This window comes from Streptomyces sp. CB02923 (assembly GCF_001905005.1).
Lineage (GTDB): Bacteria > Actinomycetota > Actinomycetes > Streptomycetales > Streptomycetaceae > Streptomyces.
Genome location: NZ_LWKZ01000024.1, coordinates 99,410 through 119,366 on the forward strand (window position 1 = coordinate 99,410; position 19,957 = coordinate 119,366).

Below are 19,957 nucleotides of genomic sequence, written 5' to 3' on the forward strand. Positions count from 1 at the left end.
GGGCCGGTCAGGGGAAGGGCGGCGGGTCAGGAGAAGGGCGGCGGGGAGACGGGCTGGAAGCGGCGGCGGTATTCGGCGGGGGCGGCGCCCAGCGTGCGGGTGAACGCGCGGCGCATCGCCTCCGGAGTGCCGTATCCGCAGCGGCGGGAGATGCCCTCGATGCCGTCGGCGGTGTCTTCCAGGAGGCGCCGGGCGGCCTCCAGCCGTACCCGGTCGACGTAGCGGCCGGGTGTCATGCCGACCTCGGCGCCGAAGGCGCGGGCGAAGTGCCGGGGCGACAGGCCCGCGCGGCCGGCGAGCGTGTCGACGGACAGGTCGGCCGCCGGGTTCTCGGTGATCCACTGCTGGACGTCGCGCAGCGGGCGCCGGTCCGCGGTCTGGGCGGCGAGCTGGGCGCTGAACTGCGTCTGATTGCCGGGCCTGCGCAGGAAGACGACCAGGTGGCGGGCGATGTCCAGGGCGAGGCCGCGGCCGTGGTCCTCCTCGACCAGGGCCAGCGCGAGGTCGATGCCCGCCGTGACGCCCGCGGAGGTCGCCACGTCGCCGTCCCGTACGTAGATCGGCTCCGGCTCGACCCGTACGGCGGGGAACTGCTCGGCGAGCACGTCGCACCGGGACCAGTGGGTGGTGGCCCGGCGGCCGTCGAGCAGTCCGGCGGCGGCGAGCAGGAACGCTCCGGTGCACACCGCCACCTTGCGCCGGGCCCGCGGCGCGTTCGCGCGCAGCCAGTCGACGAGGCGGGGGTCGGGTGTCCGGGTGCCCCGGCCGCCGGGCACGAGGAGGGTGTGCGGCGTCCCGGCGTCGGCCAGCCGGAGGTCGGGGGCCACGGTCAGCCCGCTGCCCGTACGGACCGGGGCGCCGTCGAGCGAGGCGGTGCGGACCGGGTACGCGCCGGGTGTGCGCAGGGTGGCCCCGGTGAAGACCTCCAGCGGGCCGGTGACATCGAGGCTCTGTACGCCCTCGAAGAGGACGACCAGCACGTCGCGCTGTTCCATGACGACCATCCTGGGCGGGCGCGGCGATGGCGGCAATGACGAATAACCCACCTTTACGGCCATCGGCGGACGGCGGGTGCCGGGTGCCGGGGCCCGGCGGGCGTGTCGAGGGCCTGCTCTCCGTTCCATACCAACGGGTCGGTAACCTGCGGTCATGACCACCACGACCTCGCTCCCCGAGCGCGCCGGCCGGCGTTGTCACAACGTCGTCAACCCGCTGCACTCGACCGTCTACTTCTCCCCGGACCTCGCGGCCGAACTCGCCGCCCTCGGCATCGAGGACCGCGGCGCCGCCTACTTCGCCGGCCGCGCCGCGGCCCTGGGCGCGGTGGGCCCCGGCACCGTCACCGCGACCTTCTACAACTTCAAGCACGACCTGGTCGCCCGCCACATACCGCGGGTCTGGTCGGTGGCCTCGCCCGAAGACGTGCTGGCCGCGCGGCTGCGGGCCGTCGACAGCACGCTGCGGCGGCTGCTCGGCGACGCCACGGTGGAGTCGCCGGAGATGGCCGAGGCGGCCCGGCTGGCGCTGCGCGCCGCCGAGGCGTGCACCCGGCACGCCCGCCCGCTGTACGCCGCGCACGCCGACCTGCCGGTGCCCGAGGCCCCGCACCTCGCCTACTGGCACGCGGCGACGCTGCTGCGCGAGCACCGCGGCGACGGCCACCTCGTGGCGCTGCTGAACGCCGACCTGAACGGGCTGGAGGCGCTGGTCACCCACACCGCCACCGACCGCGGCGCGGAGCGCTCGTGGATCCTGGCGACCCGCGGCTGGACGCTGGAGGAGTGGCAGGCCGCCGAGGAGGGGCTGCGCGGGCGCGGCATCCTGGACGAGGCGGGCGCGCTGACCGACGCGGGCACCAGGCTGCGCGCGGACCTGGAGGACACGACGGACCGGCTGGACCGGGCGCCGTACGAGCACCTGGGTGCGGCGGGCGTGGCCCGGCTCACGGAGCTGGCCACCGGCTTCGTCCAGGCCGCGATGGCGGCGGGCGCGTTCCCCAAGGAGCTGCTCGGCAAGCGCTGAGCCGTCGGACCCAACTCGCGGGTAGCACACGGAGGTTGACCGGTGCGCCGTACGGCTGTGCGGCGTCCCGCGCTCTACGGGCGTGCGGCGTCCCGCGCGCGGGGAAATCCAGGTGCGCGGGGCGGGCCGCCGCTGCCAGGCTGCGCCGGTGAATCGTCAACGGATCTCCCGGATCGCCCATACCGGTCACCCGATCGCGGCACCGCTCGACGACGACTCGGTACGGCAGCTGCTGGAGCACGCCCTGCCGCACGGCGACGAGCGCGTACTCGACCTCGGCTGCGGGGGCGGCGAGTGGCTGCTGCGCGCGCTGGCCCGGTATCCGCGGCTGCGGGCCGAGGGCGTCGACGTCTGCGTGAAGTCCCTGGCGCACGCCCGTACGGCCGCCGCCGCACAGGGCGTCGCGAGCCGACTCGCCCTGCACCACGGGGACGCCTCGGTCTTCCGCTCGCCGCACCCGTTCGGCCTGGTGCTCAGCGTCGGTGCCGCGCACGCCTTCGGCGGCCTGCTGCCCACACTGGCCGCCGTGCGCGAACACTTGGCTCCCGGCGGGCGGGTCCTGGTCGGTGACGGGTTCTGGGAGCGTACGCCGTCCCGGCAAGCCGTCGACATGCTCGGTGACTTCACCGACCTGCCGACCACGCTGGAACGCGTCGCCGCGGACGGCTGGACGCCCGTACACGGGCACGTCAGCACGCGCCGGGAGCTGGACGACTACGAATGGTCCTGGACCGGGTCGCTGGCCTCATGGGCACTGGACCGCCCCGACGGTCCGGACCGCACCGAGGCGCTCGCGGCCGCCGAAACGCACCGCACGGAGTGGCTGCGCGTCTACCGGGACAGCTGGGGATTCGTCAGCCTGGTGCTGCGCCGTACGGACGGCTGAGGCGCCTCGTCGTACGGACGGCCGAGGGGCTTCGTCGTACGGACGGCTGAGGCGCCTCGTCGTACGGACGGCCGAGGGGCTTCGTCGTACCGGCGGATGGCGGCCGGAGCCGCTCCGCTGACACGCCCGGCCGCCGGTGCCCTCCCGGCGGGCCCGCCGCCCCCGGTGCGCGGTACGCCGCGCCCCGCCCGCCCCCTGCGTATCCCCACGTCCCGCAGGGACCGCTCCCGGGCGCGTGCGGCTTCTCACACCTGGCCGCGGTGGCCCGGGTCGCGCGACAGTGCGGCCCGCCAACCTGCACAATGCAGGCTCAAGCAAGCGCTGGAAGGCGGGGCAGGAATCAACGTGACGGCATCCACCGAGGCCAACGGGGCGTCCGGGACCATCGGATCCATCGAAGCGAGGATCGCCGACGAGCTCGGCGTCAGGGAGCGGCAGGTGAAGTCCGCGGTCGAACTGCTCGACGGCGGCTCGACCGTGCCCTTCATCGCCCGGTACCGCAAGGAAGCGACCGAGATGCTCGACGACGCGCAGCTGCGCGCGTTGGAGGAGCGGCTGCGCTATCTGCGGGAGCTGGAGGAGCGGCGCACCGCGATCCTGGAGTCCGTCCGCTCGCAGGGCAAACTGGACGCCGCGCTGGAGGCGCAGATCCGCGGCGCGGAGTCCAAGGCCCGCCTGGAGGACATCTACCTGCCCTACAAGCCCAAGCGGCGCACCAAGGCACAGATCGCGCGCGAGGCGGGCCTCGAACCGCTGGCGGACGGCCTGCTCGACGACCCTTCCGTGGAGCCGGAGGTAGCCGCCGTGGCCTTCGTGGACGCGGACCAGGGCGTCGCCGACCCGGCCGCCGCGCTGGAAGGCGCGCGGGCCATCCTGACCGAGCGGTTCAGCGAGGACGCCGACCTGATCGGCGAGCTGCGCGAGCGCATGTGGACGCGGGGCCAGGTCGCCGCGAAGGTCCGCGCGGGCAAGGAGGAGGCGGGCGCGAAGTTCGCCGACTACTTCGACTTCGCGGAGCCCTTCACCGCGCTGCCGTCGCACCGCGTCCTGGCGATGCTGCGCGGCGAGAAGGAGGAGATCCTCGACCTCGCGCTGGAGCCGGAGACCGAGCCGGCCGAGGGCACCACCTCCTACGAGCAGTCCATCGCCGCCAGGTTCGGGATCGCCGAGCGCGGCCGGCCGGCCGACAAGTGGCTCAAGGACACGGTCCGCTGGGCGTGGCGCACCCGCGTCCTGGTCCACCTCGGCATCGACCTGCGGCTGCGGCTGCGGCAGGCCGCCGAGGACGAGGCCGTCCGGGTCTTCGCGTCCAACCTGCGCGACCTGCTGCTGGCGGCGCCCGCCGGCACCCGCGCCACGATGGGCCTGGACCCCGGCTTCCGTACGGGCGTGAAGGTCGCCGTCGTGGACGCGACCGGCAAGGTGGCGGCGACGGAGACGATCTACCCGCACGTGCCGCAGCAGAAGTGGGACCAGTCGCTGGCCACGCTGGCGCGGCTGGCCCGTGAGCACGACGTCGAGCTGGTCGCCATCGGCAACGGCACCGCGTCCCGTGAGACGGACAAGCTGGCCGCCGACCTGATCGCGGCGCAGCCGGAGCTGAAGCTGACGAAGGTGATGGTCTCCGAGGCGGGCGCTTCGGTGTACTCCGCCTCCGCCTTCGCCTCGCAGGAGCTGCCGGAGCTGGACGTGTCGCTGCGCGGCGCCGTCTCCATCGCGCGCCGCCTCCAGGACCCGCTGGCCGAACTGGTCAAGATCGATCCGAAGTCGATCGGGGTCGGGCAGTACCAGCACGATCTGTCCGAGGTGAAGCTGTCGCGCTCGCTGGACGCGGTGGTCGAGGACTGTGTGAACGGCGTCGGTGTGGACGTCAACACCGCGTCGGCGCCGCTGCTGTCGCGGGTGTCGGGCATCAGCTCCGGTCTGGCCGAGAACATCGTCGCGCACCGCGACACCAACGGCCCGTTCCGCGCCCGCAAGACCCTCAAGGACGTGGCGCGGCTCGGCCCCAAGGCGTACGAGCAGTGCGCGGGCTTCCTGCGCATCCGCGACGGCGAGGACCCGCTCGACGCGTCCAGCGTGCACCCGGAGGCGTACCCGGTGGTGCGCCGGATGGTGAAGACGGCGGGCGGCGAGGTGTCCTCGCTGATCGGCAACACGGCGGTGCTGCGCTCGCTGAAGCCGGCCGACTTCGTCGACGACTCCTTCGGTCTGCCGACCGTCACCGACATCCTCCAGGAGCTGGAGAAGCCGGGCCGCGACCCGCGCCCCGGCTTCAGGACGGCCACCTTCAAGGAGGGCGTGGAGAAGATCGGCGACCTGGCGGCGGGGATGCTCCTGGAGGGTGTGGTGACCAACGTCGCCGCCTTCGGGGCGTTCGTCGACGTCGGCGTCCACCAGGACGGTCTGGTGCACGTCTCGGCCATGTCGAAGACCTTCGTCAAGGACCCGCGCGACGTGGTCAAGCCGGGCGACATCGTGCGCGTGAAGGTGCTGGACGTCGACATCCCGCGCAAGCGGATCTCGCTGACGCTGCGCCTGGACGACGAGCCGGGCAAGGGCGGCGGCGCGGCCGACGGCGGGCAGCGCGCGGGCGCCCCGCGCGAGGGCCGGCGCGGGGACCGGGAAGGCCGCGGGGACCGGGAAGGCCGCGGCGAGCAGCGGCGCGGCAGCACCCCGCGGCAGCGGCAGGGCGGCAACGAGCGCCGCGGCGGCCAGCGGGACGCGGCTCCGGCGAACGGCGCCATGGCCGACGCGCTGCGCCGCGCGGGCCTGCTCGGCAAGGAGCGCGGGGGGCGCTGAGCCGGGGGCGGCCGGGGCCGGTGGTTGCCGGTCCCGGCCGTACGGGGTCCGGGCCGCGCCCTGCCGTACGGATACCGAGTCGCGCCCCGCTCAGGACACCGCGCCCCGACGCCCCGCACACGTCACTCCGGCGCGTCCTCGCGCGGTACCGGCCCGGGGCCCTTCCGGTGCCGTCCGGCGCCCGGCTTCGCCACGTGGCTGACCCACCGGCCGTTCTCCTCGGAGACGTAGCTCTCCCCCGTGGGCGCTTCCTTGGCGCTGCGCCCGCGGGAGGCGGGGGCGGCCTCCTGCGCCGCGCGCTGTGCCCTGCGCTCCCGTTCGGGGCGGTTCTTCGACATGTCGTCACCCACGCCCATGTCGCCCACGCCCATGTCACCCATGCTCATGTCACCCATGCCGGCTCCCTGCTCACGCTGGAATCGATGCCCCGGCGGTGTCGCCCGGCGCCCCTCCAGTACCGCACCGGCCCGGCACCGTCGGCATGCCCGGCGTGCCAAGCGGGTGGCGGCCGGCGGCAGCCGCCCGGCGCCCGTCGGCGGCACGCCTACCCGCCGGCGGCGGGTTCAGGCCGGGACGTTACGGGCAGGGAAGGTGGGGCACTGGCTCTGGTTCGGCTGGGTTACAGCTCTCTGCTCAGCACTCGGTGCGGAAACGCGGCCCATTCGCCGGCGGTGAAGCACCGGGGCGCGCGCTCGGGGTGCTTGGAGTCGCGTACGGCGATGCCGCCGCCGGGGAGACCGGTGATCTCGGCGCGGTTGTGCTCGGCGCCGCCGGCCTTCGCCTTGCGCCAGGTGGCGGCGGAGAGGCAGGTGGCGCCCGACTTCGAGGCCACCTTCGTAGGAAAGGTCGCCCCTCGGTGCAAGTGGCCGCAATGCAAGGGCACTTGGAACAATCGTGCGCGGGCCGTGCCTGCGCACCGAAGGAGGCACACGTTCCTCAGCCAGCCCCTGACCGGCGTCCGTTCCGCCTCGACCACGACACGGACAGCAGCGACAAGCCCTGCTACCCCTACCCCCTACCCCCTACCCCCTACCCCCTACCCCGCCCGAACGCCTCGACGGCCTCGCGCCGTTCCGGCTCGAAGGCGTCGATCGTCCCCGCGCCCATGCCCGGGGTGTCCCGCCAGGTCCGGAGCTTGCGGGCGACGCCGCGCACCTTGGGGTGGGACGGGGCCAGGGCGACTTCGAAGTGGGACTCCTGCGGGGTGCCGAAGTCGCCGCCCCAGGCGACGGCGCCGTCCAGCTCGGTCAGGATGTCCCGCACCACGATCAGCTCGTGCGGGTACAGCCCGCCCTTCACGCCCAGCGGGTAGGCGTGTGGCCGGATCGCGATCGCCGTTCCGGAGAGGTAGTTGGACTCGTGGGGCTGACGGATCGTGCGGGACGTGCGGTGGCCCGTCACGTCGTCCGCGCGGAGCTGGTCGATCTCGTAGTGGAAGCGGCGGGCGACGTGCAGCAGGAGTATCGCGGCGTCGCCGCCCGCCAGGCGTACGGACTGGCCGCTGCCCTCAATGGGGTGGGTTTCGGCCTCGTCGAGGATCTTCCAGCCGTTGGCCGAGCGAGGGCCGCGCCAGGTGGTCGCCGGCTGGTCCGTGCGGAGCGCCTGGTCCGCGCGGAGTGGGGCGGCGACGGCCGTGGCGGGGGTGAGGGCCGGGAGACCCAGGGCGGCGGCCCCGGCCAAGGTGCCGAGCACGCGGCGTCTGCTCAGATCGTTCATGAGGTGCCCTTCTTCTTAGTTCGGCGTGGGACGACGGCCAGGCCCACGGCGTAGGCCAGACAGACGAGCGCCAGTACGGGGAGCGCGACGAGGACCGGGTTCACCCAGGCCGGCACCAGGTCGTAGCCCGCGTGACACTTGTCGTGCAGCGGGAACCAGCGCGTGTACTCATCGAAGTTCGCTGTGCGGTATGCCCGGTCGTAGGTCTCGCCCGCTCGGTGGCATGCCTCCTCCGGGTCCAGCGACGCCCCGGCGAGGGAGCCGACGAGGTAGGTGATGCCGGCGCCCAGCAGCAGGAGCAGCGCGCTCCAGGTGAACCAGGCGGGACTGCGCCGCCACGTGCCGGAGAGCAGCGGACGGCTCCAGAACCACAGTCCGGTCAGGAGAGGCAGGAGAATCGGGATGAGAATGACGGCCATGGGACAACCTTGCAGGAACTCGCCGTTCTACCGGGCCGCCGCCCGCTGCGCGGCCTGCTTGCGGTAGGTGGCCAGGTTCTTCTTGTACTGGGCGGCCAGGCTGTTCTCCAGGCCGATGAGGGCGAGCTGGCGGTCGGTGAAACCCTGGCAGAACAGGGCGAGTTTCTCCGTGTTGCCCGGCAGGAGGACGAAGTCCGCCGGCAGGGCTGCGCCCGCGCCTGTGATGAGCGCGAACCGGGCCGCGTTGACGGTGACGTCGGAGGGGCCGGCGAGGAGGTCCCAGCAGCAGGCGCGCGCGTTGGTGGCGTTCTGCCAGCGCTTGTCGAAGTGGCTGCGGAAGCGGGTGAGGCCGCCGCCGTTGTTGTAGTGCGCCTTCATCCAGTCGACGATGTTCCCGCCGCCTGCGACGTGCTTGGCCAGCAGGTAACCGTCGACGTCCTCAAGCATGTCCGTGTAGCCGAAGCTGGAGACGGTGCCGGGGATGGCCAGCTTGGCCTGGCAGAAAGCGAGCGGCGAGGCGTACTCGTCCACCGCGTTCCGCCAGTCCGCCCAGAAGGTCATGATGTCCCCGCCCCAGCCGGCGATGTCGCCGCCGGTGGACTCCTTTTTGTCGGACGGGTCGGAGTTCTCCATAAAGCCGTTGGCCGTGGCCATCAGGTGCGTCGCGTCGAGCTGGTACCCCGTGATGGGGTCGGTGAAGGAATCCCGGACCGACATGTCGCGGGAATTGCAGTACTTGACGAAATCCTCGTCGTAGCTGTCCGCCAGCCACCACCACTTCAGACCGCGGTACTTCTCGTGACGGATGTACTCCATCACCAATCGGCTGGCGTTGGTGCCGACGCCGTTCGACGACTTGTACGCGGTGGCGTGGTCGTACAGCCGCTGGACGTAGGCGATGTAACTGTCGGCGGGCCCGCCCGTTTTGTTCACCGAATCGACGCCCGGCTCGGTCTCCCGGCGCCAGACGTCCCGGTCCAGGTCGAAAGTGTCCGAACCGTTGGTGACCTTGAATTCCTTGATCTGGTTGATCGCCCAGTTGGCGGGCAACGGATAGCCGAGGTTTCCGGAGAAACCCCAGGACATTCCGGAGACGAAGGAGAAGCGCGCGCCGGTCTTGGCGGTGACGTTGATACACACGTTGCGTGAGCCGTAGACGCCGTGGAAGTACTTCTTTCCCCTGCTGGCGAGGCCGGCCACAACGCCGTTGAAGTAGGGGACGATGCCCTCGGGGTAGCTCTCCATCTCCCCCTGCTGAGCGTCGTAGTCGACAGCGAAGTAGATCGTGGTGCCCCGGTTGAAGCCGTATTTGGTGGCCAGGTCGTGCGCGTTGAGGGCGTGCTGGTAGCCCTGGGGGTAGGTGAAGTCGGCGAGCCGGCGGGCGTTGTCCTGGTAGATCGGGAAAACCCGCAGCTTGGCGGCGAAGATCTCCTTCAGCTCGCCGGGCTTGATCTCCTTGTCGAGGGTCGAGCCCGGCGGGTCGTAGAGGTAGCGGCCGACCAGGCGGTAACCGTTGTCGTACAGCCAGCGACCGCGTGCGGGGGTGATCTCGAACCTCGTGTCCGAACCGCTCGCCGCCCGGTCCGCGTTGCCCATGGACACCAGCAACTGCGACCAGGTGTCGTACTCGCCCACGCCGTAGGAGGCGTCGCCCTTCCCGTAGAGCTGGGAGAACCTCTGGAAGATCTCGACGAACTCCCGGGTCTTCGAGTCGAAGGTGCTCTTGAAGGACGTCCGGATCTCCTGGTCGTTGAGGCCACGCAGGATCACCGGCTCGTTGAAGACGCAGGCGGCCGTGAAGAGCTCGACGAAAATGCCGGAATCGCCCTCCCGCACGGTGTGGGAGCGCAGCCCGGCCTGGGTGCCGGGGCCGAAATTGCCGTTGGGGGTGAGGCCCAGTTCGTACTGGATGGCGATCACCAGGGACTTCTGCACGTCCCGGGAGTAGATGCCGTCGCACGGGCCGATCGAGTAGGCGTCCCGCTGCCAGTAGCGGCTGTTGAGCCACTGCTGAATGTTGCGGATCTTCTCCGTTCCGCCGGCCACGACGACGTACGCGTCCATGTTGAGGATGCATTTGAGAATCGCCGGGGTGACGGTTCCGCCGGCGGTGCCGACACCGCCGTCCGGGAGCCCCATGTTGACGCGGAGCGCCTTGACCGCCTCCGTGGTGACCGCGCCGAATTCACCGAATCCGTTCGCGCCCCAGTAACCCTTGCAGAAGAGGCCGTGCTGAATGATCCGCACGATGTTGGAGTTCTTGTTCCAGCCGAACCCGATGTCGCCGAGAGCCTTGACCTTGCTCACCGTGCCGGGGCCGAAACTGGCCACCACCGGGGAAATGCCCAACTCGTGCTGCAAGCCCATGATCAGCGAATTCATGGTGGGCCAGCCGGTTTTGCCGTTTTCCGGGCACCGTACGTAGCCGGCCACGTTTCCGTATGTCGCGTTGACCCATTTCTGGGCGTCAAGCACCTTGTCGTCCGCCACGGCACATCACCTCACGCTATCCGGTCACGCATGATCGCCATACATCGTTGAGCCGGCCCTCCGAAAAGAGACCCGGCTCACTTAAGCCGATCAAGGCAACGCTGAGGAGGGGAACGGGCAGGTCCGGGGCTCGGCCTCGAAAGCGCGCATCACTCAACGTGATCTTGCGGTCCGAGATCTCACGCTATATACGGATTCCCGGCTTCCCTCCGCATTCGGGGGATTTCGGCCGGCCGGGACCGATCACACTCGGCCACTCGCCACGCGCCCGGCCCTCGTAACCTCCGGTGCGGCCGGCGGGTCGCCGGGGAGCCCGGAACGGTCGAGGGGCGGGCGCCGCGCGCCGACGCCTCGCTGCGAGCAGGAGCGGCTTCCGGCCAGGCGACCGCGGAAGGTGCAGGGCGGCGCGGAGCACGGAGAGTGGCGGGGGCGGTGGTGTGATCCTCGTCACCGTCAGGGGTCCGGCCTACCGGTAGGTAGGTAGGAGACGATCGGTGATCGCGCGGATCGTGGTGAACGCCTTCTGGCCGCGGCCCTGTCAAGCCGCCCCCGCGAAACCCCGCAGGTGCTCCAGCTCGGCGGCCACGTCGGTGAGTGTCGCGCAGCCCGGTACGGGCGGGATCTGCGCGGCGAGCGCGGGCGGGCCGGGCCGGCCCGGGTCCTCCAGGGCGTCCGCCATCGCGGTGAGCGCCTCGGACAGGCGGCGCGCCTCCTGCCGGGTCGGGCGGCGGGCGCCGTGGTCGAGCCGTACGGCACAGGCGGTCGCCGCGTCGACGATGCGCTCGGCGGCGGTGACGACCGTGAGCCAGTCGGGGTTGCGGCCGCGTGCCGCGACGAGTTCGGCGGCCGCGGTCTCGGCCGCCGCGCGGGCCTCGCCCAGCACCCGGTAGGCCTCCCGGCGCAGCACCAGCCGCTCGCCCCGGTCGTGCCCCGGCTCGGTCTTGAGCACCTCGCCCAGGTAGGCGCCGGTGGCGCGCAGCGCGGCGGTGACCCGCTGGCCGATGCGGCGGCGCGGGTCGGCGAGCTGCGGCAGGTGGCCGACGACGAGCACGATGGCGCAGGCGGCCGAGGTGTCCACGATCCGCTCCAGCGCGGCCTGCGGATCGCCGCTGACGTGCACGAACGACAGCACCATCAGGGTGATCGCGACGGTTTGCAGCGCGAAGTGGCGGGTGGCGAACGGCAGCAGCGCGCCGCCCGCTCCGGCGATCAGCGCGGGCCACCACCAGCCGTCCAGCAGCGCCCCGGCCGCTGCGAAGACCAGCACTCCGGCGACGGTGCCGGCGAAGCGGTTGACCGTACGGGAGAAGAGCGGCCCCAGGTCGGGCTTGACGAGGAAGGTGACGGTGGCGGGCAGCCAGTACCAGTGCTCGGCGCGCAGCGCGAGGGCCGCCGCCGCGCTCACGGCGATGCACAGGCCGACCCGCAGGCCGTAGTCGCGGCCGGCCGGCGCGAGGACGCTCCGGCCGCGCCGGGTGCGGGAGCCGAGCGGCGCGATCATCCGGTGGAGTGCGGAGGGCAGGCGGCGCACGGGCGACGGCTCCTGCGTGGTGGCTCCGGAGATCGCCGCGGGTCCGCCGTCGGCCCCGGCGGCGTCCACCGGCTCCGTACGGGCGAAGACCACCGCGGCGTCCAGGAGCGCGCGGTCGAAGGCGCCGCGCGCCGGGGAGCTGGTCTCCGGTGCGGGGAGCCGGCCCGGCGCCCGGCCGGTGCGCAGCGCGTCGGCGAAGCGGCGCGGGCCCTCGGCGACCCGGTCGGGCAGCGGCTGGGCCTCCCACAGCAGCGCGACGCTGGCCTCGCACAGCGCGGTACCGGCGGCCAGCCGCTCGGTGAGCAGCCGTTCCTCGGCGCGGGGGCGGCGGCGCAGCAGGCGCCGCAGCCGCAGCGCCTCGTCGGCGCGGTCGAGGGCGGCGGTGAGGCGTCGGCGGGCTGCTTCGGCGCCCGGCCCGCCGACGGCTTCCAGCGCGTCCGCGAGCGCGTCGAAGACGGTGGCGACGGCCGCCCGCTCACCGCTGAGCGGCCCGCCGACCGGGCGGGGCGGGTGGAACACCAGGCGCAGCAGGAGCAGCCACAGGCAGCCGGCCAGGAGGTAGAGGGCCTTGAGCCACGGGGCGCCGGACAGCGGCATCCCCGCGCCGAGGATGGTGCTGGCCAGCATCTGCATCCCCGCGTTGGACCGTACCGGCCCGGCGACGCTGCCCGCGCCCGAGACGAAGCCCACGGCGAACAGCGCGGGGACCACCCACCAGCCCGCGCCGACGGTCTGGAGTGTGGCGCCCATCAGCATGCCGAGCGCCGACGCGAGGGCGGGCAGGCCGATGTGCACGATGCCGCGGCGGCGGGTGCCGGGGCGGTCGTTGACGCCCGCGAGCATGGAGCCGAGGCCGGCCAGCACACCGGCTGCCGGGTGGCCGGTGGCCACGCCCGCGGCGAGCAGCGGGCCCGCGCACAGCGCGCCGCGGAGTACAGCGGCCCAGGGGACGGGCAGCCGCTGCCAGCGCAGGGGGTGGGCGAGCCACGAGGGCACGGCGCGCGGAGCGCGGGGCATGGGCCTCCTTGGTACGGCGGATGACGGCGGGCTTATGGGTACGTACCCGTACAGAGCGGTACGTACTGCCTGGCAAAAGGATGGGCACGGGGTGCCCGGGACGGGTGCGAGGTGTCCGAGGGGCGTCATCGGCCGACGGTGCTGACACCAGCTTAAGGTCCTGTTCGTACGCACCGGGACATACGGGTTACGGAAATGTCAAGATCACATTCAGCCGCGGCGGACACCCCGCGCGCCGCACCCGTCCCCCGCCGCGCCTACTCCCCCGCCACCGCCGCGACCAGCACACTCCCGCTCGTCCTGGCGACGACGTACGCCGTCCCCTTCATCGCCCGCGCGTCCACCGCCAACCGGTGCGTACCCGCCTCGACTTGTCCCGCGAACAGCTCCGCCGTCCTCGTGCGCGAGAGGCGGTCCATCCGATACGCGGTGATGCCGATCCGGCACGGCACCGCGGTCTCGACCGTGACCTCGCCGCGGACCGCGGCCAGCCGCAGCAGGCGCCGCTGGTCCTGCGGACAGCGGTCCAGCGCCTGTTCGATGCGCGCGACGAGCAGCGGTACGACCGGCACCGGCAGATCCACGAACACCGCCGACGAGCCCGCCGCCGCGAACGCCGCCCGCACGGCGGCCCGCTCCGCCTCCCCCACCACACTGGCGAAGGCCACCGCTCCGTACGACCGTAACTCGTCCGGCGAGGCACCCGCCGCTTCCCTGGTGATCTCCGCGCCGACACCGATGCCGCGCAGGGCGGCGGCCAGCCGGGCCGGGAGCGCGACCCGCTGCCCGACCAGCAGGACCCGCCGGGAGGCCGCCGCGCCGCGCTCCGGCCCGCTCTCGGACAGCAGGTGCTCCAGCGCGGCCCGGTACTGCGCGCCGTGGAAGCGGAACGGCCCGATGCCCGGATAGCCGTCCCGCCGCAGGTCCGCGGTCTGCCCCGTCTGCCAGGCGAAGTCCCGCCACACGACGTCCACGCCGTCCCGCTCGATGACCGCGGTCACCGCGCCGCACTCCAGCCCCTCGCACTCCGGACACCCGTAGAGGACGTAGCGGCCTTCGGCGAGCGGGGCGTCACCCTCCAGGAGCAGCCGCCGCACGTGCGTGGTGAACAGGGAAGGCCCGAGGTCGGCGGCGAGCGGGGAGACCGCGTCGAGGTCGGCCAGGCGCAGCAGGAGCGGTCTGCCGTCGACGATGAAGTCCCAGAAGTCGCGGTGGACTTCGTACGCGCCGTTGGACAGAACCGCTCCGGCGCGCGTCGCGGGCGCCAGACCGAAAGTCGCGTAGTGCGCAGACATGTGCTGAGTATCCCCACGCAACCGCCGGTAAGAGCCCGGCGCCGGGCAATTCGCGGGGAGGGTGCCGTTCCGCATGCCGGGGGCGGCGCCGGGCCGCCGCCCGGTGGTCCCGTCCGGCCCGTCGCCCGTGGCGGGCGCACCGGATAGCGTCCAGGCATGACGACGAGCGATGTGATCGTGATCGGCGGCGGGGTGATCGGCCTGACGGCCGCCGTCGGGCTGGCGGAGCACGGACGCGGTGTGCGGGTCGTCAGCCGCGACCCGGCCCGGGACACCACCTCCGCGGTCGCGGGCGGCCTGTGCTGGCCCTACCGGGTGCAGCCGGAGGAACGGGCCGTGGGCTGGTCCCTGCGCTCCTTCCACGTGTTCGCCGGGCTGGCGGCGCGCCCGGCGGAGACCGGTGTGCGGCTGGTGCCGGGCACGATGGCCGACGCCGGGGACACGGAGCCGGACGGCTGGCACACGGCGGTACCGGGGCTGCGGCGGGCCGCTCCGGACGAGCTGCCGCCGGGCTACGGGGCGGGCTGGCGCGCGTCCACCCCGCTCGTGGACATGCCGTCCCACCTGCGGTATCTGGAGCGGCGGTTGGCGGCGGCGGGCGGCACGCTGGAGCGGCGGCCGTTCACCTCGCTCGCGGAGGCGGGGCGGGAGGCCGGCACGGTCGTCAACTGCTCCGGGCTGGGCGCCCGCGAGCTGGTCCCGGACCCGGCGGTGCAGCCCGTCCAGGGGCAGCTGGTGATCGCGGAGAACCCCGGCGTCGAGGAGTGGTTCGGGTCGGCCGACGCACACGCCGAGACCACGACCTACATCCTGCCGCAGCCGTACGGGGTGGTCCTCGGCGGCACGGCACGCGAGGGCGCCTGGTCGCGCGAGCCGGACCCGGCGACCGCCCGCGCGATCGTGGAGCGCTGCGCCCGCGTCCACCCGAAGCTGGCGCACGCCCGCGTCCTGGCCCACCGCGTCGGCCTGCGTCCGGCGCGTGCCGCCGTACGGCTGGAGGCGGAGCGGCTGCCGGGCGGCGCGCTGTGCGTGCACAACTACGGGCACGGCGGGGCGGGCGTGACGGTGGCGTGGGGCTGCGCGGACGAGGTGGTGCGCCTGGCGGGCGGCGGGACGGCGTGAGGGGAGGGCCGGTCTCCCGCCGGCCCTCCCCCGGTGTCACTGCCGCGCGACCGGTACTACGGCTTGCCCTCCTCGGTGGCGGGGGCGGCCGTACCGGCGTCGGTGCCGCCCGCGCCGTTGCCCGGCCCGATGCGGATCTCGAAGTCGCCGTCGTAGCGCTCGTGGCCCGCGATGACGGCCAGCTCGACGACCTCCTCGCCCTTCTGCCCGCGCACGATCAGCGGATCGCGGCGCAGGTCCTTCATGAGCGCCCAGCACATCGCGATCATCACCAGGGTGAAGGGCACCGCGACGAGGATCGTCAGATTCTGCAGCCCGGTGAGAGCGTCGCCCGAACCGCCGCCGATCATCAGCATGATCGCGGCGACCGCGCCGGTGACCACACCCCAGAAGACCACCACGAGCCGGGTCGGTTCGAAGGAGCCCTTCTGGGAGAGCGTGCCCATCACGATGGACGCGGCGTCCGCGCCGGAGACGAAGAAGATTCCGACGAGGATCATGACCAGGATGCTGGTGAGAGTGGCCGCCGGGTACTGGTGCAGTACGTCGAAGAGCTGTCCTTCGGGCGTGGTCTCGCCGGAGAGCTTCTTCCCGTCCTGGAGGTGCATCGCCGAACTGCCGAACACCGCGAACCACAGCAGGCTCACCACGCTCGGCACGAGGATCACTCCGCCTATGAACTGCCGGATCGTGCGCCCGCGGCTGATCCGCGCGATGAACATGCCCACGAACGGCGTCCAGGAGATCCACCACGCCCAGTAGAAGACCGTCCAGCCGCGCAGCCAGTCACCGACCTTGTCCCCGCTGCTGGCCTCCGTGCGCCCGGCGAGCTGCGGCAGTTCGCCGATGAAGGTGCCGATGGAGGTCGGCAGCATGTTCAGGATGAGGATGGTCGGCCCGACGACGAAGACGAAGACGGCCAGGATCAGCGCCAGCACCATGTTGATGTTGGACAGCATCTGGACGCCCCGGGCGATGCCGGAGACCGCCGACAGGATGAAGGCGACGGTCAGTACGGCGATGACGGCGACGAGCAGGCTGGTGCTGACCTTGTCCATCCAGCCCAGCACCTTGATCCCGCTGCCGATCTGGAGCGCGCCGAGCCCCAGCGAGGCCGCGGAGCCGAAGAGCGTGGCGAAGATGGCCAGGATGTCGATGACCTGCCCGCCCCAGCCGTTGGCGCGCCGCCTGCCGATCAGCGGGGTGAACACCGCGCTGATGGTCTGCCGCCTCCCCCGCCGGAAGCAGCTGTACGCGATGGCCAGCCCCACGACCGCGTAGATCGCCCAGGGGTGCAGCGTCCAGTGGAAGAGCGTGGTCGCCAGCGCGGTGTCCATGGCCTGGGCGGCGTCCTTGGGGTCGGTGCCCGGCGGCGGGGCGCCGAAGTGCCCCAGCGGCTCGCTGACTCCGTAGAACATCAGGCCGATGCCCATGCCCGCGCTGAACATCATCGCGACCCAGGACACCGTGCGGAACTCGGGCTCCTCGCCCTCCTTGCCGAGCGTGATCCGGCCGTACTTGCTCACCGCCAGCCAGATCGCGAAGACCACGAAGCCGGAGGCGGAGAGCACGAAGGCCCAGCCGCCGTTCTTGATGACCCAGTCCAGCATCGTCGACGAAGCGCTCTTGAGCGTCTCGGTGGAGGTGGCGCCCCAGACGATGAAGGCGAGGGTGAGCAGCGCCGTGACGCCGAAGACCACGCGGTCGGTCTGCGGGGGGCCGGTGCGGTGCGGCTCGCCGGGGAGGTCCGCCATGACCGGCGCACCTCCCCCGCCGCCCGTGTCTTTGTCTGATTCAGACACGTATCGACCTTTCAATTGGCCAGTTTTTCCCTACCCGTTACCCCTTACCACGCGGTGGAACCCGTTCAGCAGCCCTTGAGCGGAGTCGCGGCCGTAAGGTGATAATCGGCCCGGCCGTCCAGCAGCAGCGGGACCAGGGCGCGCATCGACTGGCGCAGCGGCACCACGGCCCCGCCCTTCGCGGTCCGGCGCGACGACACGCCGTGCAGGGCGAGTTCGTCCTTGAACTCGGCGTACTGCTGTGCGTCGAGGCGGTAGGCGCAGGGCGGGTCGGCCAGGATCTTCTCCGCTGCGGGCGGTTCGTTGTCGGCACCACCGAGGTAGACCGGTCCACGGTCGGCGTAACCGGCCAGCCGGGCGCGGGCGGTGGCGGACTCGACCCGGGCCCGGCGCTCACCGGCGTAATCGAACAAGCCGTTGAGTGCGGCCAGTTGCGAGGTGACCCGGCGGCGGTTGTTGAGCGCCGGGTCGGCCTTCTCGGCGTCGGTCAGCGCGTCGATCCGGGTCTCCACGAGCAGCCCGACGGAGTTCTTCACCCCGGCGGTGTTGCGCAGGATGCGTTCCTGGCCGTCACCGGCCACCTGCTTGACCGGTTCGCCGGTCTCCGGGTCGGTCCAGATGCCGTAGATGCCGGTGCTGAAACCGGCCCCGGCGGCCTCCGGCCGGACGTACCTCTCGGACAGGGCGGTGGACTCCCGGTGCACCGCGCGGGCGGTGTTCAGGTTGCGCGGCCACAGGGAGAGCAGGTCCTTCATGTAGTAGGGCACGGTCGGGCCGTATTCGTGCAGGTCGTAGACGATGTCCGGGCGGTAGTCGCGCTGCACGGCGGCCAGGGCCCGCGCCTCGGCGGTCTTCAGGGCGAGGTGGTCGCGGTTGATGTCCACACCGTCGGAGTTGCCGCGGGTGTCGGCGGCCCGGCCGTCCGGGTTGGCGGTCGGCACGACCAGCACGCTCGTACGTTCCAGGAAGCGCCGGGTGGCCCGGTCCCCGGCGAAGGCGAGATCGCGGACGGTGGACAGGCACGCCTCACGCCCGGACGGCTCGTCGCCGTGCTGCGAGCAGATCAGCAGCACCGCGTTGCCGCGCCGTACGTCGGCCGCGCTCTTCGGCGCCGGCGCGCCGATGCGCAGCAGCCGGATCGGGCGGCCCTGCGCGGTCGTGCCGATCCGGTCCGTACGGACGCGGTCGCTCGCCCGGTCCACTGCGGCGAGGAAGTCCCGCTCCTCAGGCTGGGTGGTCCAGCGGGCGCCCTCGCTGCGCTCGAAGCCGGTGCGGGGCAGGTCCGGCCCGGCCGCTCCGGCGGGCGGCGCGAGCGGCGAGGCCAGCAGGGTCGTGGTGAGCGCGGCGGCCAGCGCCCCGAGGGCGAGGCCGCGGGAGAGGGATGTCACGAGGGGGTGCCTCCGGTGTCGGACGGTGGGGCGAACGGTGGAGGGGTACTGCCGGATACGGGTACGGAGGGGCCGAGCCATGGCGGCCCGGCCCCTCGGCGAGATCAGCGCGCTTGCGGTACGCGGCTCGGTACGGGGGGCTCCACGCCGTTCGTCGGCGCCGGTGCGACCCGCGCCCGGCCGGTCCCCGCCGTGGCCGCGGCCAGCGCCTTGCCGCCGCCGACGACGGGCAGGCGCGCGGCGGTGCGGGCGAGGTCGAGGGTCAGGCGCGGGGTGGTGGACGGCGGGTCGATCAGGCCCGCGTCCGTACCGGCGATGATGAGCGCGAGACGGTGCCCGGCGGGTACGACGTGGTCGCTCGCGGCCAGGTCGAGGGTGATCGTGTAGGGCGTGCCGGGGGTCAGCGGGCGGCCCTTGCCGGGGTTCGCCCAGTTGCCCAGGTCGGCCCAGCCGCGGCTGAAGACGGTGTGGCCGACGTTCACCGTGTCGGCCTTCGTCTCCTTGTAGCAGGCGCTGTCACCGGTGGTGCTCGAACCCCAGCAGGTGCGGTCGGCGAGGGTGGTGATGCCCTCGCCCGCGGCACCGTAGTTGCGGATGGTGTCGGGTCCGAGGTCCACGAGGACGGCGGAGAGGTGGGCGGTGGAGGTGCTGGGGGTGGCGGTGACGGTCACCGTGCCGGAGCCGGACAGGCGCAGCGGCTTGGCGAGGGGCTTGGTGGTGAACCCGGCCTTGGCGGGGGTGGAGGTGTCGATCTGCGCGGCCCAGTCCTCCTCGTTCAGGCGCGGGTCGTCGGTGAAGGTCTCGGTGGCGCCGTGCGGCGCGCGCCGGGTGCCGAGTTCGCCGACGCCCGGGGCGCTGCCGTTGCGCGGCCGTACGGTGGTGGCCGAGGTGCCGGCGGCGGGCCAGACGCGGTCCGTGGTCCACCGGTCGGGGGCGCGCTCGATGTCGGCCATCGGCTCGTCGTCGATGCCGTTGTCGAAGCCCATCAGGTAGTGGTCGAACCAGCGGTGCAGGGTGGGCACCCAGGCGGACCGGCGGAAGTCGAACGGGTCGACGTGGCCCGTCTGGGAGAGCCAGACCTTGCGCTCGACGCCGTTGTCGGCGAGCGCGTCCCACCACTGGCCGAAGTGCTTGGTGCGGACGTTGAGGTCCTGCATCCCGTGGATGGCGAAGACGCTGGCGGTGACGTTCTCCGCGTCCTTGACGTAGTCGCGCTCGGTCCACAGCCGGGTCCAGTCGCCGGTGCGCGGCGCGCCCTCGGCGAGCTTCTTCTGTACGGCGTCGCAGCGCAGGCGCGCCTCGGGGCTGTTGACGCGGTCGGCCAGCGCGTCGGGCCCGGAGTCGTACAGCGGGGCGCCCTTGGCGAAGTAGTAGTCGTACCAGGAGGAGATGGCGGCGATGGGCACGATGGTCTTCAGGCCCTCGACGCCGGTGGCGGCGACGCCGTTGGCGATGGTGCCGTCCCAG

Annotated in this window: 15 protein-coding genes; 4 read left to right on the forward strand and 11 right to left on the reverse strand. The window is 72.8% G+C overall.

Annotated features, from left to right (window positions below):
- Positions 1 to 26: 26 nt before the first annotated feature.
- On the reverse strand, positions 27 to 995 hold the full coding sequence (locus A6A06_RS23900) for a GlxA family transcriptional regulator (protein WP_073763407.1): 969 nt from the start codon (positions 993 to 995) through the stop codon (positions 27 to 29).
- 154 nt (positions 996 to 1,149) lie between these two features.
- Between A6A06_RS23900 and A6A06_RS23905 the strand changes: the two genes are divergently transcribed.
- From A6A06_RS23905 to A6A06_RS23915, 3 genes are all read left to right on the forward strand, one after another.
- Positions 1,150 to 2,022 (forward strand): SCO6745 family protein, encoded by an 873-nt coding sequence (locus A6A06_RS23905; protein ID WP_073763408.1) that lies wholly within the window; start codon positions 1,150 to 1,152, stop codon positions 2,020 to 2,022.
- A 148-nt stretch (positions 2,023 to 2,170) separates the two neighbouring features.
- On the forward strand, positions 2,171 to 2,908 hold the full coding sequence (locus A6A06_RS23910) for an SAM-dependent methyltransferase (protein ID WP_073763409.1): 738 nt from the start codon (positions 2,171 to 2,173) through the stop codon (positions 2,906 to 2,908).
- Positions 2,909 to 3,253: 345 nt separating this feature from the next.
- Positions 3,254 to 5,710: a Tex family protein gene (locus A6A06_RS23915; RefSeq protein ID WP_073763410.1), complete on the forward strand. Its 2,457-nt coding sequence runs from the start codon at positions 3,254 to 3,256 to the stop codon at positions 5,708 to 5,710.
- Between the two features lie 122 nt (positions 5,711 to 5,832).
- Here A6A06_RS23915 and A6A06_RS23920 read toward each other — a convergent pair whose 3' ends face one another.
- The 7 genes from A6A06_RS23920 to A6A06_RS23950 form a co-directional block, all read right to left on the reverse strand.
- Positions 5,833 to 6,105: a hypothetical protein gene (locus tag A6A06_RS23920; protein WP_073763411.1), complete on the reverse strand. Its 273-nt coding sequence runs from the start codon at positions 6,103 to 6,105 to the stop codon at positions 5,833 to 5,835.
- Between the two features lie 224 nt (positions 6,106 to 6,329).
- The gene (locus A6A06_RS23925) at positions 6,330 to 6,542 is read right to left on the reverse strand and encodes a DUF397 domain-containing protein (RefSeq protein ID WP_073763412.1); all 213 of its coding nucleotides are present in this window, start codon (positions 6,540 to 6,542) and stop codon (positions 6,330 to 6,332) included.
- 197 nt (positions 6,543 to 6,739) lie between these two features.
- A complete protein-coding gene (locus tag A6A06_RS23930; RefSeq protein ID WP_199931116.1) occupies positions 6,740 to 7,426 on the reverse strand; it encodes a hypothetical protein in 687 nt (228 codons plus the stop codon).
- On the reverse strand, positions 7,423 to 7,845 hold the full coding sequence (locus A6A06_RS23935) for a hypothetical protein (protein WP_073763413.1): 423 nt from the start codon (positions 7,843 to 7,845) through the stop codon (positions 7,423 to 7,425). Before A6A06_RS23935 ends, A6A06_RS23930 begins: the two co-directional genes overlap by 4 nt.
- Positions 7,846 to 7,872: 27 nt before the next feature.
- Positions 7,873 to 10,335 (reverse strand): glycoside hydrolase domain-containing protein, encoded by a 2,463-nt coding sequence (locus A6A06_RS23940; protein WP_073763414.1) that lies wholly within the window; start codon positions 10,333 to 10,335, stop codon positions 7,873 to 7,875.
- A gap of 538 nt (positions 10,336 to 10,873) precedes the next feature.
- Positions 10,874 to 12,883, reverse strand: coding sequence for an FUSC family protein (locus A6A06_RS23945; RefSeq protein ID WP_073763415.1), 2,010 nt, complete (start codon positions 12,881 to 12,883; stop codon positions 10,874 to 10,876).
- 257 nt (positions 12,884 to 13,140) lie between these two features.
- Positions 13,141 to 14,178 carry an oxidoreductase gene (locus tag A6A06_RS23950; protein WP_073763416.1) on the reverse strand — a complete coding sequence of 346 codons (1,038 nt, stop codon included), beginning with the start codon at positions 14,176 to 14,178 and terminating at the stop codon, positions 13,141 to 13,143.
- Between the two features lie 156 nt (positions 14,179 to 14,334).
- Here A6A06_RS23950 and A6A06_RS23955 point away from each other — a divergent pair, with 156 nt between their 5' ends.
- Positions 14,335 to 15,300 carry an FAD-dependent oxidoreductase gene (locus A6A06_RS23955; protein ID WP_073763417.1) on the forward strand — a complete coding sequence of 322 codons (966 nt, stop codon included), beginning with the start codon at positions 14,335 to 14,337 and terminating at the stop codon, positions 15,298 to 15,300.
- A gap of 56 nt (positions 15,301 to 15,356) precedes the next feature.
- Here the strand turns inward: A6A06_RS23955 and A6A06_RS23960 are convergent, their stop codons facing one another.
- The 3 genes from A6A06_RS23960 to A6A06_RS23970 all read right to left on the reverse strand — a co-directional run.
- Complete coding sequence (locus A6A06_RS23960) at positions 15,357 to 17,054, reverse strand: BCCT family transporter (RefSeq protein WP_073763418.1); 1,698 nt, start codon at positions 17,052 to 17,054, stop codon at positions 15,357 to 15,359.
- A gap of 113 nt (positions 17,055 to 17,167) precedes the next feature.
- Entirely contained in the window at positions 17,168 to 18,490 is a 1,323-nt protein-coding gene (locus tag A6A06_RS23965; RefSeq protein ID WP_073763419.1) for a M14 family metallopeptidase, read from the reverse strand.
- Between the two features lie 104 nt (positions 18,491 to 18,594).
- A partial coding sequence (locus A6A06_RS23970; protein ID WP_242440912.1) for a CocE/NonD family hydrolase C-terminal non-catalytic domain-containing protein occupies positions 18,595 to 19,957 on the reverse strand: 1,363 nt, incomplete at its 5' end.

Bases quoted from the DNA above. Each gene is read 5' to 3' on its own strand.
- A6A06_RS23930 (WP_199931116.1), bottom strand. From the start codon at position 7,426: ATGAACGATCTGAGCAGACGCCGCGTGCTCGGCACCTTGGCCGGGGCC.
- A6A06_RS23960 (WP_073763418.1), bottom strand. From the start codon at position 17,054: ATGGCGGACCTCCCCGGCGAGCCGCACCGCACCGGCCCCCCGCAGACC.
- A6A06_RS23900 (WP_073763407.1), bottom strand. From the start codon at position 995: ATGGAACAGCGCGACGTGCTGGTCGTCCTCTTCGAGGGCGTACAGAGC.
- A6A06_RS23950 (WP_073763416.1), bottom strand. From the start codon at position 14,178: ATGTCTGCGCACTACGCGACTTTCGGTCTGGCGCCCGCGACGCGCGCC.
- A6A06_RS23955 (WP_073763417.1), top strand. From the start codon at position 14,335: ATGACGACGAGCGATGTGATCGTGATCGGCGGCGGGGTGATCGGCCTG.
- A6A06_RS23920 (WP_073763411.1), bottom strand. From the start codon at position 6,105: ATGGGTGACATGAGCATGGGTGACATGGGCGTGGGCGACATGGGCGTG.
- A6A06_RS23905 (WP_073763408.1), top strand. From the start codon at position 1,150: ATGACCACCACGACCTCGCTCCCCGAGCGCGCCGGCCGGCGTTGTCAC.
- A6A06_RS23935 (WP_073763413.1), bottom strand. From the start codon at position 7,845: ATGGCCGTCATTCTCATCCCGATTCTCCTGCCTCTCCTGACCGGACTG.
- A6A06_RS23945 (WP_073763415.1), bottom strand. From the start codon at position 12,883: ATGCCCCGCGCTCCGCGCGCCGTGCCCTCGTGGCTCGCCCACCCCCTG.